The following is a 15,571-nucleotide window of genomic DNA, read 5'->3' as shown; positions in this document are numbered from 1 at the left end:
ATATTTTTGATTGTGAGGTGTCCTGATATGATGAAACAAATAGTTATTATTTTTTGGGCGTTTATTTTTGGAGAAGTAATTGGAGCCATTGGTGGTGCCCTTGAAGTTATGACCTATAAGCCATTAACAATTGGCATTGTAGCGGCACTTACAGCATTAATTACCTCTAATGGAATTAGCTTATTATCTAAAAGCGATTCTGTGAAGTAAATTTGAATTTTAACAAAAAAGCGAAGACACTATGTTGTCTTCGCTTTTTGTTTTAATTATTTTTAGCTTCAGGAAGCGGATTAGTTTGAAAAACTAATTTTTCATCTTTAAGATCAATTTTTACTAACGTATGTGGCTTAATATGATTAGCAATAATTTCTCTAGCTAATGGTGTTTCTACTTCATTTGAGATGAACCGACGTAATGGACGAGCACCATATGCTGGATCATACCCTTGACGTGCGATCCACTTTTCTGCAGAATCAGAAATTTCAATCTGAATTTCTTGGACTGCCAATCGATCAGAAAGTTGAGCAATCAGCTTACCGACAATTTTCTCAATATCTTGCAAATTAAGGGGCGCAAATAAAATGATATCGTCAATTCGATTTAAAAATTCTGGTTTAAATTTTGTTTGAGTAAGTTTTAAGACGGCCTGCTTGGTTTGTTCAGAAATTTTTCCTTGGTCGTCAACGCCATGTAACAAGATGTCAGAACCTAAGTTAGATGTCATAATCAGAATGGTGTTTTTAAAATCAACCGTGTGTCCTTGACTATCTGTTAAACGGCCATCATCCAGCACTTGAAGTAAAATGTTAAAAACGTCCGGATGTGCCTTTTCAATTTCATCAAATAACACAATTGTATAAGGATTTCGCCGAACGGCTTCAGTTAACTGACCACCTTCTTCATAGCCAACGTAACCAGGAGCTGCCCCCACTAATCTAGAAACTGACTCTTTTTCCATATATTCTGACATATCAATTCTGACCATGTGTTTTTCGGAATCAAATAAGTTTTCAGCTAAAGCTTTAGCTAGTTCCGTTTTACCGACTCCGGTTGGTCCAAGAAACATAAATGAGCCAAGTGGTCGATTCGGATCTTGCAAGCCTGCTCGTGAACGAAGAACGGCATCTGAAACAGCATCGACGGCCTCGTTTTGGCCAATAACCCGTTTATGCAAGCTTTCAGATAAATGTAATAATTTTTCACGTTCCCCTTTGACTAATTTGTTAACGGGAATTCCAGTCATTTTGCTTACAACGGTTGCAATTTCAGACTCAGTTACGGACTGTTCTACTAGCCAGCCACCAGACTCTTTTTCTTCCTTTTTCTGAAGGTCAGTTAATTCAGCCTCTAGCTTTGGGATTGTGCCATGTTGTAATTTTGCAGCCTGCTCTAAATTATAATTATTTTCGGCTTCTTCTAATTTATGCTTAGCTTGCTCAAGTTCAGTTCGTTTGTTATTAACAACTTGAATTGATTGTTTCTCGGATTCCCAACGTTTTTGAAGCTTATTCTTTTTTTCACGCGTATTGGCAAGCTCAGATTTTAATTCGACTAACCTTTTTTTAGAGGCACTGTCAGTTTCATTTTTTAGAGCTGTCTCTTCAACTTCCATTCGCATTAACTGCCGACTTGTTTGATCCAGTTCTGTTGGACTAGAATTCATTTCAACCCGAATTGAGGCCGAAGCTTCGTCGATAAGATCAATTGCCTTGTCAGGTAGATAGCGATCTGTAATGTAACGATCAGACAATTTTGCAGCCGCCACAATTGCATTATCATGAATTTTAACGCCGTGATGAATTTCGAAACTTTCTTTTAAACCTCGCAAAATACTAATAGTATCTTCGATAGATGGTTCCTTGACCAGCACCCGTTGGAATCTACGCTCGAGAGCCTTGTCTTTTTCCATGTATTCTCGATATTCATCAAGGGTCGTTGCACCAATTAAATGTAACTCACCACGGGCAAGCATTGGTTTTAATAAATTGCCAGCATCCATACTACCTTCTGTTTTTCCAGCCCCAACAATATTATGAATTTCGTCAATGAATAAAATAATTTTTCCATCAGCTTTTTTAACGGCTTTTAAAACACCCTTTAAGCGTTCCTCAAATTCACCACGATACTTAGCACCTGCAATCAAAGATCCCATGTCTAAGGAGAAAATTGTCTTTCCCTTTAGATTATCTGGAACATCCTTTCTAGCAATTCGTTGTGCAAGTCCTTCTACAATGGCTGTTTTACCAACTCCAGGTTCACCAATTAAGACGGGGTTATTCTTGGTTTTTCTTGATAGGATTCGCATTACATCCAAGATCTCCTCATCACGACCAATAATCGGATCTTGATGGCCATCATGGACTTCCTTAACCATATCCACACCATATTTTTCTAGCGCTTTATATTGAGTTTCTTGATCTTTTGAAGTCACTTTTTCTCCCCCTCTCATTTTTTCGATTGCTTTAGTTAACTTTTGGGTAGTAGCTCCCTTTTTCTTCAAAAAGCTCGTTAATGGATCATCAATTTCCAATAAGGCTAAAACAACTACTTCTGTCGAAATGTAATCGTCACCCATCTTCTTTTTTAAGCTATCTGCTTTTTGAAATAAGTTAAACAAAGCGGCACTTAGGTTTTGCCCATATTGAATGTTTTCACCTTCAACAATTGATACGGCGTCCAATTCGTCATCGATCTCTTGTTGAAGCTGTTGATTATTTACACCAAGCTCAGTAAACAAACTACCAGCCATTTGATCTGGTTGACTTAAAAATTTGAAGAGCTCTGGGATTCCAATTTCTTGGTGTTTTCGATTAACAGCAACTTTTTGAGCTTCTGCAACTGCCTCTTGTACTGCATTAGTTAGATTATCTGGATTCATTATTTTTCCCCCATTCTTATTAATAATGTTCCTTAAATAAAGGTAAAAGGATTTGTGTCCACTTTTGATTCGTAAATTTGAATTTGATTTTCAGTCATGAGTTTCCATGATCGAAAAAGGCTAGCTAATTTAGGAATGCAAATTTTTTCGATATTATGGCCTGGATCAACCGTTGATAGTCCTGCTGCTAACATATCGTGCCCAGTATGGTAATAGACATCACCGGTAACATAGACTTCCGCACCCTTTTTTAAAGCTTGATTGAAATATTTACCACCATCTCCGCCCAAGACTGCAACCCGTGAGATTTTTTTTTGCGGATTTTGGGTAACGACACGTAGGCCTTGCAATTCAAATTTATGCTTAATTAACGCTGCAAAGTCCATGACACTCAACGGTCGATCAAGATAACCAATGCGTCCCATGCCAAATTGATGATGCTTTTGATCTACGTAACCGTCTAGTAAACGTTCCGTACGTTGAAGACCAATTTTTTCTGCTAACCAATCATTCATGCCTTTATCAGCAGCATCTAAATTAGAATGGGCTGCATAAACAGTAATATTATGTTTGATAATTTCCGCATACATCTTATTTTGCGGAACTGATAAGTCTAAACTATGCGCCGGATGAAACATTACCGGATGATGGGCAAAAATTAAATTACAATTTTGATCAATCGCCTCTGAAACAACTTCTGGTCGAACGTCTAAGGTAACTAAAACTTTAGAAAGCTCTGTGTCTAAATCACCAATTTGTAATCCCACAGGATCTCCGGGCTCTGCTAATTCCTGAGGAACTAGTTTTTCAAATTTATCAATAAATGTTCTAATCTTCAAAATCTAAAACCTCCTTAATCAAGTCAGCCTTATGTTTTAACTTGCTAATTCGTTTTTTCGGAATTACTTGGGCCTGTTTCATTTGCGCAATTGCGTTTTTAATGCGTTGTAACTCGGCCAGCCATTTTTCTTGAAAAATAGCATTTGGTAGGATTTGTAACAACTTAGGTCCAAAAAGAAGTTCTTTTTCGGAATAGGTCGGTGCTGGCTTATTTTCTGCCACAATAATTTCATAAATATGGTGATCTTCTTTGAGAATTCTTTCAGCTGTGATTCGATAGTTGTTTTGCATTAACCATTTTCGAACCCCATTTTCTCCAACGTTTGGTTGCAAAATCAGATTTGAAACACCTTGCAATTTATTTTTTCCACGTTCTAGGATTTGACTAATCAAGGTTCCTCCCATTCCCGCAATACTGATTGTATTGATTTGGTCTTCTGCTGTGACCACATCAAGGCCATTACCTAAACGAGAGGAAACTAAGTTTTTTACATCTTGCTGCAAGATTTCGTGCGTGGCATTTTCATGCGGTCCTTTGGCCACTTCACCGGCGATTGCAAATTGAATTTGTTCGTTTCTTGCTAAGAAAACAGGAAGATAAGCATGATCCGACCCAATATCTGCGATTCTGGAATTTGGTTTAACAAAACTGGCAACTGTTTGAAGCCGATCTGAAAGTTTATTTGCGTTCATTAAAATAGTCCTTTTTAATTTTTCTTTATTATATCATGTGAGCCAATTTTGCCGAAAATATCTGAATATAAAAAAGAATCCAAAGCAAAGTACATACCTTTGCTGTGAATCCTCAATTATAGAAAAAATATTATTCTAAGAAGTCTTTAAGTTGTTTAGAACGAGAAGGATGACGTAATTTTCTTAGAGCTTTTGCTTCAATCTGTCGGATTCTTTCACGAGTAACACCAAATACTTTACCAACTTCTTCAAGTGTCCGGGTTCGTCCATCATCAAGTCCGAAGCGAAGACGAAGAACATTTTCCTCACGATCAGTTAGTGTGTCTAAAACGCCCTCTAATTGTTCTTTTAGAAGCTCATACGCAGCGTGATCTGCAGGACTAGTAGCATCTTGGTCTTCGATAAAATCACCCAAATGAGAGTCATCTTCTTCACCAATTGGTGTTTCCAATGAAACTGGTTCTTGAGCAATTTTTAGAATTTCACGGACTTTTTCCGTTGGCATATCCATTTCAGCTCCAATTTCTTCAGGAGTTGGTTCACGACCAAGATCTTGAAGTAATTGACGTTGAATTCTAATTAGCTTATTAATTGTTTCGACCATATGGACAGGAATTCGAATTGTTCGAGCTTGATCAGCAATTGCACGTGTAATTGCTTGACGAATCCACCAAGTTGCATAAGTTGAAAATTTGAATCCCTTTCGGTAATCAAACTTTTCAACGGCCTTCATCAAGCCCATATTACCTTCTTGAATTAAATCTAAGAATTGCATACCACGACCAACATAACGTTTGGCAATGGAAACAACTAAACGCAAATTGGCTTCAGCTAGTTCCTGTTTTGCGGACTCATCACCTTTTTCAATTCGAAGAGCAAGTTCAACTTCCTGTTTTGCAGTTAATAAAGAAACTCGACCAATCTCTTTCAAATACATCCGAACTGGATCATTAATTTTGACGCTAGCAGGAGCCTTTGTATCGTCTAATTCTTTTTTACTAATTTTCTGAGCCTTTAAAGCATGAGCACTGGGGTTTCCTTTTTCATCAACAACACTAATGCCAGCATCCTCAACTTTTTGAATTAGATCATCAATTTGACGTTCATCCAACTTGAAAGGAATTGAAATTTTATCTGCCAATTCATCAAATTTAATTTGTTTGCTTGGTTTATTAGCTTTGATAAGTGCATTGACTTCTTTTTTATAAGCAGCCGTATTAAATACACTTGTTGCACTGCTTTTAGCAGCTACTTTTTTCTTAGCCGTTGCTCTTTTCCTGGTTGTTGGCTTTTTTGCAGCTGTTTTCTTCACAGCTTTTTTAGGTGCTACTTTCTTTGTTGCCTTTGTTGTCTTCTTCGTTGTTGCTTTTTTTGCTACTACTTTTTTTGTGGTTTCTTTGTCTGCCATAGTTAAGCCCCTCCATAAACGCGTTATGCGTCTTGACGCTGTCGATATAAATCAATTAATTCGATGGCCAATTTTTGCTGTAATTCAGTATTTCCCATTCTTTTAGCTTCATTTAACGATTTTGTTTTCGTTTTGATTTGTTGACTAAGAGGTGCTTCGGCCATAATAACTTTTATATAGTCGTCAACAGCTTGATCAACATTCTCTTCATCTAGGTCTTGAAGATCTAGTTCTGCAATGACATCCTGTAGTTCACTATCATGAACAAAATCCATGAATGCAGCCGAATCATAACTATTATGGTTCTCAAAAAATCCCGCTGCCAACATATAAATTGTTTGATATTTTTCATGAACAAAATGGAAATCTGGTAAACCAGCAATTTTGAGCCAAACATTGTGATCATAAAGCAAGTAATTTAGTAAACGAGCTTCTGCAGTTTCTACTTTATCTAATTTTACTTGTTGTCGATGATATTCGTGCTTAACTGTCGAAACAGTTTTTACTGGTTGTTGATGATGATTAACAACGCTTTGCTGGGAACGTACCTGTCGCAATTGTTGATTTAAATCCTGTGCTTGCACACCAAATTCTTTGGCCAATTGATTAAGGTATAAATCTTGTTCTACACTCGAATTTAGCTTGGCAATTTCCTTTAAGGCCTGTTCAATATAAGCTAATTGATCTGCCTCATTATTCAAATTGTAATTACGTTTTAAATAGTCTAGTTTAAATGCAGTAGGTGTTAATCGAGCAGAATGAACGATTTCATTAAATTGTTTTGTTCCATGTTGACGAACATACTCATCAGGATCTAATTTGTCCGGAATTTCAATAACACTTAATTTTAATTGGCTGTTTGCTCCAAAAGCATCTAGGGCACGACTAATTGCTGCTTGTCCGGGATCATCACCATCATAACAAATATCTAATTGGGAGGTTGTCCGCTGTAACAAATAAATTTGTTCATTTGTAAAACTCGTTCCCATAGATGCAATGCCATTAGTCACTCCGGATTGATAAGCTGCAATAACATCCATAAATCCTTCAAATAAAATTGCCCGTTTTTCGTGTCGAATTGCTGATCTTGCAACATCAAAATTATAGAGGACATTGCTTTTGCTAAAAATTTTAGTCTCGGGACTATTAATATATTTAGCCTGAGAATCTTCCTTATTTAGAATTCTTCCTGAGAAAGCAATGACATGTCCTTGTGGATTTTTGATGGCATACATAACCCGACCACGAAAACGATCCCGTAATTTACCTTCCTGATCTTCTATAAAAAGGCCTGACTGGCGTAAACGTTGATAATCTATCTTTTTTTCCTCAAAAAATTCTTTTAGAAGCTGCTCTCCAGGAGCAAATCCTAATTGAAATTTTGTGATAATATCATCTGTTAGCCCTCGATTATGAAGATATGTGAGAGCCCTTTGTCCCATTTCAGTATTTAACAAGACGTGCGTATATAGCGCTGCAGCTTGATCGTACAATTTGATCAACTGGCTTTGTTCACTATTTTCACTAGTTCCTTGTTTTGTTTCAGAGAATTCAGCTGGAATCTCAATATTTGCTAAATCCGCGACTTGATGGATAGCGGCCGGAAACTCAATATTGTTAATCTCCATCAAAAATTTAAAAACGTTCCCACCACGTCCACAACTAAAACAGTGAAAAATCTGCTTTGATTCTGAAACTGAAAATGAGGCCGTTTTTTCTTCATGGAAAGGACACAGTCCAAAAAAATTCTTTCCTTGTTTTTTTAATTGCACATATTGTCCGACCACGTCAACAATGTTCACTGAGGTACGAATTTGATCAATTAGATCTTCTGGAATCGTTTTTGCCAAATTCATTTGCCTCCTATTAAGTGCACACTAACCCACGATATCGATACACATTAAATAATAACGCCCTGTTCTACAAAAAGCAATTAAAATGCTTACCTCAACAGACAATTAAAAAATAACCTTCATTCGAATGCTTTATTGCAATCGACAATGAAGATTATTTAAACCGCTGAGCCAATATTTGGCTAGTTTATTATTTTACGATCAACTCTTTCAGATTTCCAATTGAGAAAATCATTTTTGCTAGTACAGATAATTGAATCAAACGATTGTCACGTACTTTTTTATCGTCAACCATAATCATGGTTTGATCAAAATAATTATCAATCAGTGGTCGAAGCGATTGTAATGCCTGAAAATTTTCATTAATCGTGTGATTTGCGGCCGACTTACGAATTGTTTCCACTGCATCGTAAAGATTTTGTTCGGAGTCATTTTCAAATAGCTTAGGATCTATAAGTGAATCGTCAGCTTCCAGGTCTGTTTTCTCAGCGATTCGGAGAACCCGGGTTAAAGCCTCAATGTTTTCCTTGAAGTTTTTATCGTCTTTGTGAGACTCCAAAACTTTAGCTGCATCCAACATATCTAAAATATCTGAATCTGTTCCTTTAGTAACGGCTTCAACAATATCATAACGGGCGTTGTTTTGGCTAAACCACTGACGAACACGGTCCTTTATAAATTCAAGCACGGCGTTTTCATTTTGTTTGAAATCTAAGTTGAAGGTTGCCTGATGATCATGGAGATCCTTCAAGAACTTATCTTGTAACTCTTGAATTGGAAAATGCCATTTTTGATCACGTGTAATTCTAACTATCCCAAGTGCCTGTCTTCTTAATGCATAAGGATCGTTTGAACCAGTTGGAATAAGATCTACGGCAAAGAAGCTACCAATGTCATCAAATTTATCTGCCAATGCCAAAACGGCCCCTACTCTCGTTTTGGGAAGATCACCGTCTGCGCTGGTTGGCATATAATGCTCACGAATTGCAGTTGCAACAGCAGGATTTTCATTAGCTAACAAAGCATATTTTTCGCCCATAACCCCTTGCAATTCAGGAAATTCTCCAACCATCCCTGTTACAAGGTCAAACTTATAAATTTGGCTAGCTCGGTTTAAATCTGCTAATTCCGATGAGTTTAAACCAATAAATTTGCCCAGTTCTTGAGAAATGACTTGAACACGTTCCATTTTTTCATACATTGAACCAATCTTGTCATGGAAACTAACATCCTTAAGTTTCTCGACATAGTAATCAATACTATGCTTTTGATCTTCGTGGTAGAAAAAGGCGGCATCTTCTAAACGGGCAGTCAAAACTTTTTCGTTACCCTTTACAACATTATCTAAATGCTCACGATTCCCGTTACGAACTGAAATGAAGTTTGGCAATAATTTGCCTGCTTGATCACGAACATAGAAAAATCGTTGATGATCACGCATTGAAGTAATCAAAACTTCTTCTGGAATTTCCAGATACTTTTTATCGAAATGGCCCGCAAATGCAGTTGGATATTCAACTAAATTATTAACTTCTTCTAATAAAGTTTGGTCTAATTGAATCTTCCAATTTTGATCTGTTGCAATCTTCTTAATTTGATCGGTAATGCGGTGTTTACGTTTTTTTGCATCAACAACAACAAAAACTGTATTTAATTGTTTTTCATAGTCCGTTGCATTTGCAATTGTAACCAGCTTTCCCAAAGCGCGATGGCCCTGGGAAACATTTCCTGCCTGAACATCCAAAATACTAAAAGGAATTACCTGATCATCTAATACAGAGACAATCCAACGAATAGGACGAATGTATTTGAAACTATAATCCGCCCACTTCATCATTGTTGGAAAAGTCATCTTTTCAATAACGTTTTTCATATCAGGGAGTACATCTGCAATTGCTTGACCAGTTGTCTTTTTAGTCACATAAACGTACTCAGTTCCCTTTAACTCTTTAAAAGTAATGTCACCTGGAGTGACTCCTTGACCACGGGAAAAGCCAATGGCCGCCTTGGTCCAATTACCATCTTTATCTAAGGCAATTTTTTTAGCAGGACCCTTAACTTCTTTTTCGACATCTTCTTGACGATCTGCTAATCCTTCAACAAGAATCGCCAAGCGACGCGGTGTAGAGAATTTTGTGATTTTTTCAAAAGATATCCGATTGTCAGTCAAAAAATCATTAACACGTTTTTGGAGTTGATCAATACTTGGTGTAACGACATGAGCTGGGATTTCTTCCAAACCAATTTCTAATAAATAAGAATGTGTCATTATTTTGTAACCTCCTTTTTACGATTTTTATCTTTTAAAAGTGGGAAACCAAGCTCTTTACGTTCCTCAACAAAGGCTTTTGCCACGTCTTTCGCCATATTTCGAATCCGCGCCAAATAACCTGCTCGTTCAGTTACTGAAACTGCACCTCGAGCATCTAATAAATTAAATGTATGGCTGCATTTTAAAATATAATCGTAAGCTGGATGAACCAAACCATTTTTGATTTGGGCTTTAGCTTCTTTTTCATAATCATCAAAAAGTTCTAATAGCATCTGTTGATTGCTTTCTTCAAAAGAATACTTAGAATTTTCATATTCCGGCTCTTTGAAGATTTCACCGTATTTAACTCCGTGACCCCATTCCAAATCAAACACTGAATCCACATTTTGAATATATGACGCCAATCGTTCTAGTCCATATGTAACTTCACTGGTAACTGGAGAAACTTCCAAACCACCAACCTGTTGGAAGTAAGTAAACTGTGTAATTTCCATACCATCAAGCCATACTTCCCAACCAACACCGGCACAGCCCATTGATGGGTTTTCCCAGTTATCTTCCACAAAACGGATATCATGTTCTAATGGCTCAATTCCTAAAGCTTTTAAACTTCCCAAATAGAGTTCTTGAATATTTTCTGGAGATGGTTTCATGACAACCTGAAACTGGTGATGTTGATAAAGTCGATTAGGATTTTTCCCATAACGACCGTCAGCTGGTCGACGGGAAGGCTCTACATAAGCCGCGTTCCACGGTTCAGGTCCAATTGCTCTTAAGAATGTGTATGGACTCATTGTCCCAGCACCTTTTTCAGTATCATATGCTTCCATTAACATACAGCCTTGTTCAGACCAGTAATGCTGTAACGTTAGAATGATGTCTTGTACAGCCAATTTCTTTACCATTATGTGTCTCCTTGTATATTATATTCTGAACACAAAAAAAACCTACGCAGACAAATATCTACGTAGGGACGAATTACTCGCGGTTCCACCCTACTTCTGGCTAAAAGCCAGCAGCTCAATTTGCAAACTCCGAAACGCCAATTTTTAAACAGATTACTTAGTTTCATCAACCCCAAGCTTTCTATAAGTCCATTCAAAAATTCTTTTCATCACAGTTCAGTATTAAATTCTCTTTTATCGTAATTTAAATAATCATTAAAGTCAATATTCAAATGCTACTCAATTCCATGTAGGCATGGTATCAATGAAGTGTTTACTTTTTAGCTTTAAGCCCACCTCATCTTCATAAATCATATCAATGATTGCCTTTAGCTTAGCCTTGGTCTCGGCATGAACATGAATAGATTGAACATTTTGTAAACGAACGGAACTCAATTGTTGTAGGTAGTAAATAGTTCGCCGATCAAGATGAGATCGTTTAGGATCAAGATGCCAATGGTTCTGACACAAAACACCACCTGATGATTCCGAGTAATCAAGTGGTAAGTCATCACGATGACAAACGATGCATTGCTGCCATTCTTGTTGAACCCCAAAAGTTGGTAGTAGTTGCAGTTCAAAAATGTGAGCAATAATTTGTGGATCAAATCCGGCATTAATTTTCGATAGAGCTGCTGAAGCCATATCAAACCAAATCGGGATAGCTAGTCCATCATCAAAGGCAGAATCAATTAAATTTAGAATATACGTAATATAAGCATTACGTCCAATATCTTCATTGATTTTGTCAAATTGAGTTAGAGACTTTTCAGCATTCAAATAACAGAGTCCCTTTTCTCGGATCAAACCAACATATACACCCTTAGTGAACGGCAAAATTGCAGCGGCCAGTTTAAAACCACGTTTCCGGGCACCCCGAATATAAAACATCTTTTTGCCAAACTGGCGCGTAAAGATTTTAACTAATTGATCACGCTCGCGATAGTTCCTACGAAACATAATGATGCCGTCAAATTGCGCAGTTGTTTGTGTTGCCATGACAATTACCTATCAATTATCTTTCCGATAGCCATAAGATTGCAATAGTGATTGCTTATCACGCCAACCTTCAGAAACTTTTACCCAAAGTTCAAGATAAACTTGGTCACCAAGCAACCGTTCAATATCTTCTCTTGCTAAAGTCCCAATCTTTTTAAGCATTTGACCACCATGACCAATGATGATGCCCTTTTGAGTGGGACGGTCAACGATGATCGTAGCCTGAATATGGATCTTACGCTTGTCCTGACGTTTTAAAGAATCAATAACAACAGCAACAGAATGAGGGACTTCTTGCCGAGTCAACATTAAAATCTTTTCGCGAATGAGTTCAGCCACAATAAACCGTTCTGGATGATCGGTTACCTGATCATCTGGGTAATATTTAGGCCCCTCAGGAAGTTGCTCTGATAAGGTATCCATGAACTCTGAAACATTATTTCCTTGGGTAGCGGAGATTGGAACAACTTCTTTCCAATCCAAGGCATCCTTATAAGTATCCATGATCTGAAGCATCTTATTAGGATTAATCAAATCAATTTTATTAATAATCAAATAAACCGGTTTTTTAACTTGTTTTAAGTGTTCAATAATAAAGTTATCACCAGCACCCCGTTCTTCATTGGCAGCGACCATAAACATAATTGCGTCAACTTCGTTTAGCGTTGATAAAGAAGATTGAACCATGTAGTCACCAAGTTTGTTATGTGATTTATGAATACCTGGTGTATCGATAAAAATAATTTGTTCCTTATCTGTTGTATAAATACCACGAATTTTGTTTCTCGTTGTTTGTGGAACATTACTCATGATGGCAATCTTTTGTCCAATCACATAATTCATAAACGTTGATTTTCCTACATTAGGTCGCCCAACGATAGCTACGAACCCTGATCGAAACTTGTTACTTGAATTTTCCAAGCTATTTCTCCTATTCTAATGGAAAATGAGATTCCAAATTTTGGGCATAAAGATACATACGCCAATAAACGCTGAAAAAAGAGCACAAATTAAAACAGCTCCGGCAGCCATGTCCTTTATATGCTTCCCTAGTTCACTATAGTTTTTTTCGGTAATTAAATCTACTAGATTCTCAGCAATTGTATTAAAAGTTTCTGTAATCAGCACGGCACCTATACAGGCTATAATCCAGTACCACTCCAACCTAGAGATTTGAAGCACGGCAGCTACAATGATTGCCAAAACGGCTAAAAAAATGTGAATTCGCATATTTCTTTCTTGTTTAAAGATACGAACTACGCCAGACCAAGCATGCAGAAGAGATTGTAGAAAAGTATGATTTTTTTCGGTTTGCTTTTTATCTTTTAAGGCCATAAGCGTTTAGAATTTCTTTCTGAAGCGGGAACATCACTTCTTGATCTTTGGTTTCCATATGGTCGTAACCATTTAAATGTAAAAAACCATGGACACATAAGAAGCCTAATTCTCTTTGGTAAGAATGACCAAGATACTCGGCCTGTTCTTTTACCTTATCAACAGAAATCATCAAATCTCCAATATTAGGGGCAATCTCTTCTGCTAACTCATCATCCATAATGATTGGATCTGAATCTTCATCATCCTCAATCGCAAAACTAATAACATCTGTAGCCCGATCAACTTTACGATAAGTTTTATTAATGCCATGAATCTCATCATTATGCATCAAAGTTACTGACATTTCTGTGTTTTCTGCCAGCTTAAGGTAATCACCAGCAAAATTTAAAACATTTTGAACAAGTTCAATATTAGCCTTTGATTCTTCATTGGTATGATCATAAATCTGAATGTCCATAATTCTACTCCAACTTAATTTGATTTATGCCTTTCATAGGCATTTATGATTTCTGCAACAACTGGATGGCGAACTACATCCTCAGCACTGAAAGTGACAAACTCAATATGACGGACGTCTTGTAAGATACGCTGTGCCTCGACAAGCCCACTACGTACACCATGCGGCAAATCAATCTGAGTTGCATCGCCATTTACAATCATTTTTGAACCAAAACCTAAACGAGTCAAAAACATTTTCATTTGGGCACTGGTCGTATTCTGAGCCTCATCTAAAATTACAAAAGCACTATCTAATGTTCGTCCACGCATGTAAGCTAGTGGGGCAACTTCGATAACGCCACGATCCATTAACCGAGTCGTGTGTTCGGCCCCAATTATTTGATACAAGGCATCATAAATCGGACGTAAATACGGATCAACTTTTTCTTTTAGATCTCCAGGCAAAAAACCTAGACTTTCTCCAGCTTCCACGGCAGGGCGCGTTAGGATTAGTTTATCAACTTCACCGCGTTTTAATGACGCAATTGCCATAACCACTGCCAAGTAGGTTTTTCCAGTTCCGGCGGGCCCAATTCCAAAGGTTACGTCATTTCGTTTAACGGATTCAACATACTGACGCTGCCCATAGTTTTTTACACGAACAGCCTTTCCCTTATTATCCTTAATCAGGGTTTCTTTATACAAATCCTGGAAATAATCTAGAGTGCCTTTATCCGCCATTTTCATCGCACTCACCACATCAGCACTGTTAAGCTGAATACCTTGCTTAACTAATGATAAAAGGCTCTTAAAAACGTTAATAGTGCGATTAACGGCATCTGGTTCACCCGTGATGGTAATTTTCTCACCGAAGGGATGAATTGATACATTCATTCCTTCTTCAAGAATTTGTACAAACCGATCTTGATTACCTAAAAGTGATAGTTCATCACTTTGTTTAGCTAACCGAAATTCTTTTTCAATTGTTTTTTGTTCAGCCAAGTCGCATAGTCTCCTTCTCAACTTCATGCTTTCGCAAAATATTATTTTTATAGCGGATTACTTATTAAGTTGACTTTTAACTGCCTGATTAACTAATTTTCCGTCAGCTTTACCTTTAACTTTTGGCATAACGGCACCCATAACTTTACCGAAATCTGCACCACTTGTTGCGCCAGTTTCTGAAATTGTATCAGCAACAATTTTTTCGATTTCATTTTTAGTTAATTGTTGAGGAAGATATTTTTCAACAATCTTGATTTCAGCCTCAGTTGATTTAACTAAGTCATCACGATTGCCTTTTGCAAATTCCTCTGCAGATTCTTTTCGTTGCTTGTATTCACGAGTAATGACAGCTTGTGCTTCTTCATCACTGAGTTCATGATTAACTTTAACCTTTTCGTTCATTAAAGCAGCCTTAAGCATCCTAATAACACTCAAAGTATCTTTATCACGTGCCTTCATAGCAATTTTCATGTCTTCTGAAATTGTGTCTACTAAACTCATTAATTTTCTCCTTATTGAAGTTGAAGTTTTTTGTACAAAAAAAGCTCCTGATTTTTCTCAGGAGCGCTAAAAATTTAGAAGTGCTTCTTGTTCTTACGTTTTCTAGCAGCTTCTGATTTTAACTTCTTTTTAACACTTGGCTTTTCGTAGAATTCCCGTTTACGATATTCTTGTAAAGTACCTGATTTAGAAACTGTACGTTTAAAGCGGCGAAGAGCGTCATCAAGTGACTCGTTTTTACGAACGACTGTTTTTGCCATTTTGAATCCCTCCCTCCGAGCTCTAAAGTAACAAGTAAGTTTACTAAATGTAAATCTACTGTTCTTTATTATTATACATAACATAGAATTTTACGTCAATACATCAACCACTGTGTATGTGTCAAGTTTTCCTAGGTGCCTT

At 37.1% G+C, this 15,571-nt stretch carries 15 protein-coding genes; 1 reads left to right on the top strand and 14 read right to left on the bottom strand.

The genetic code is table 11. The features are described 5' to 3' along the window. The first annotated feature begins 27 nt into the window (after window positions 1–27). Entirely contained in the window at window positions 28–210 is a 183-nt protein-coding gene (locus IV84_RS01180) for a YjzD family protein (protein ID WP_046871091.1), read from the top strand. A gap of 52 nt (window positions 211–262) precedes the next feature. Here the strand turns inward: IV84_RS01180 and clpB are convergent, their stop codons facing one another. The 14 genes from clpB to rpsU form a co-directional block, all read right to left on the bottom strand. Then, window positions 263–2,878 carry an ATP-dependent chaperone ClpB gene (clpB, locus tag IV84_RS01175; RefSeq protein WP_046871090.1) on the bottom strand — a complete coding sequence of 872 codons (2,616 nt, stop codon included), beginning with the start codon at window positions 2,876–2,878 and terminating at the stop codon, window positions 263–265. 32 nt (window positions 2,879–2,910) lie between these two features. Next, the gene (locus IV84_RS01170) at window positions 2,911–3,717 is read right to left on the bottom strand and encodes a Nif3-like dinuclear metal center hexameric protein (protein ID WP_100078137.1); all 807 of its coding nucleotides are present in this window, start codon (window positions 3,715–3,717) and stop codon (window positions 2,911–2,913) included. Further along, on the bottom strand, window positions 3,707–4,411 hold the full coding sequence (locus IV84_RS01165) for a tRNA (adenine(22)-N(1))-methyltransferase (RefSeq protein WP_046871088.1): 705 nt from the start codon (window positions 4,409–4,411) through the stop codon (window positions 3,707–3,709). Before IV84_RS01165 ends, IV84_RS01170 begins: the two co-directional genes overlap by 11 nt. 130 nt (window positions 4,412–4,541) lie before the next feature. Then, a complete protein-coding gene (rpoD, locus tag IV84_RS01160) occupies window positions 4,542–5,819 on the bottom strand; it encodes an RNA polymerase sigma factor RpoD (protein ID WP_081036062.1) in 1,278 nt (425 codons plus the stop codon). A 23-nt stretch (window positions 5,820–5,842) separates the two neighbouring features. Continuing rightward, window positions 5,843–7,669 (bottom strand): DNA primase, encoded by a 1,827-nt coding sequence (gene dnaG / locus IV84_RS01155; RefSeq protein ID WP_046871087.1) that lies wholly within the window; start codon window positions 7,667–7,669, stop codon window positions 5,843–5,845. A gap of 193 nt (window positions 7,670–7,862) precedes the next feature. Continuing rightward, a complete protein-coding gene (glyS, locus tag IV84_RS01150) occupies window positions 7,863–9,941 on the bottom strand; it encodes a glycine--tRNA ligase subunit beta (protein WP_056985995.1) in 2,079 nt (692 codons plus the stop codon). After that, entirely contained in the window at window positions 9,941–10,849 is a 909-nt protein-coding gene (glyQ, locus tag IV84_RS01145; protein WP_046871085.1) for a glycine--tRNA ligase subunit alpha, read from the bottom strand. The genes glyS and glyQ overlap by 1 nt, the downstream gene beginning before the upstream one ends. A gap of 279 nt (window positions 10,850–11,128) precedes the next feature. Continuing rightward, entirely contained in the window at window positions 11,129–11,887 is a 759-nt protein-coding gene (recO, locus tag IV84_RS01140; RefSeq protein ID WP_046871084.1) for a DNA repair protein RecO, read from the bottom strand. Between the two features lie 12 nt (window positions 11,888–11,899). Next, on the bottom strand, window positions 11,900–12,808 hold the full coding sequence (era, locus tag IV84_RS01135; RefSeq protein ID WP_056985994.1) for a GTPase Era: 909 nt from the start codon (window positions 12,806–12,808) through the stop codon (window positions 11,900–11,902). A gap of 15 nt (window positions 12,809–12,823) precedes the next feature. Further along, complete coding sequence (locus tag IV84_RS01130; protein WP_046871135.1) at window positions 12,824–13,222, bottom strand: diacylglycerol kinase family protein; 399 nt, start codon at window positions 13,220–13,222, stop codon at window positions 12,824–12,826. Then, a complete protein-coding gene (gene ybeY, locus IV84_RS01125) occupies window positions 13,206–13,682 on the bottom strand; it encodes an rRNA maturation RNase YbeY (protein ID WP_046871083.1) in 477 nt (158 codons plus the stop codon). Before ybeY ends, IV84_RS01130 begins: the two co-directional genes overlap by 17 nt. Window positions 13,683–13,696: 14 nt before the next feature. Beyond that, window positions 13,697–14,665 carry a PhoH family protein gene (locus IV84_RS01120; protein ID WP_046871082.1) on the bottom strand — a complete coding sequence of 323 codons (969 nt, stop codon included), beginning with the start codon at window positions 14,663–14,665 and terminating at the stop codon, window positions 13,697–13,699. Window positions 14,666–14,722: 57 nt separating this feature from the next. Next, window positions 14,723–15,169, bottom strand: a complete 447-nt coding sequence (locus IV84_RS01115) for a GatB/YqeY domain-containing protein (protein ID WP_046871081.1) — start codon at window positions 15,167–15,169, stop codon at window positions 14,723–14,725. A gap of 74 nt (window positions 15,170–15,243) precedes the next feature. After that, complete coding sequence (rpsU, locus tag IV84_RS01110) at window positions 15,244–15,429, bottom strand: 30S ribosomal protein S21 (protein ID WP_056985993.1); 186 nt, start codon at window positions 15,427–15,429, stop codon at window positions 15,244–15,246. Between the last annotated feature and the right edge of the window lie 142 nt (window positions 15,430–15,571).

This window comes from Pediococcus damnosus (assembly GCF_001437255.1).
Taxonomy (GTDB): domain Bacteria; phylum Bacillota; class Bacilli; order Lactobacillales; family Lactobacillaceae; genus Pediococcus; species Pediococcus damnosus.
Note: the sequence above shows the minus strand (reverse complement) of the source record. Positions and strands in the feature narration are given on the sequence as shown.

Excerpts from the sequence above, each read along its gene's own strand:
- IV84_RS01180 (WP_046871091.1), top strand. The coding sequence starts at position 28 with ATGATGAAACAAATAGTTATTATTTTTTGGGCGTTTATTTTTGGAGAA.
- clpB (WP_046871090.1), bottom strand. The coding sequence starts at position 2,878 with ATGAATCCAGATAATCTAACTAATGCAGTACAAGAGGCAGTTGCAGAA.
- IV84_RS01165 (WP_046871088.1), bottom strand. The coding sequence starts at position 4,411 with ATGAACGCAAATAAACTTTCAGATCGGCTTCAAACAGTTGCCAGTTTT.
- rpoD (WP_081036062.1), bottom strand. The coding sequence starts at position 5,819 with ATGGCAGACAAAGAAACCACAAAAAAAGTAGTAGCAAAAAAAGCAACA.
- glyS (WP_056985995.1), bottom strand. The coding sequence starts at position 9,941 with ATGACACATTCTTATTTATTAGAAATTGGTTTGGAAGAAATCCCAGCT.
- glyQ (WP_046871085.1), bottom strand. The coding sequence starts at position 10,849 with ATGGTAAAGAAATTGGCTGTACAAGACATCATTCTAACGTTACAGCAT.
- recO (WP_046871084.1), bottom strand. The coding sequence starts at position 11,887 with ATGGCAACACAAACAACTGCGCAATTTGACGGCATCATTATGTTTCGT.
- IV84_RS01130 (WP_046871135.1), bottom strand. The coding sequence starts at position 13,222 with ATGGCCTTAAAAGATAAAAAGCAAACCGAAAAAAATCATACTTTTCTA.
- ybeY (WP_046871083.1), bottom strand. The coding sequence starts at position 13,682 with ATGGACATTCAGATTTATGATCATACCAATGAAGAATCAAAGGCTAAT.
- IV84_RS01115 (WP_046871081.1), bottom strand. The coding sequence starts at position 15,169 with ATGAGTTTAGTAGACACAATTTCAGAAGACATGAAAATTGCTATGAAG.
- rpsU (WP_056985993.1), bottom strand. The coding sequence starts at position 15,429 with ATGGCAAAAACAGTCGTTCGTAAAAACGAGTCACTTGATGACGCTCTT.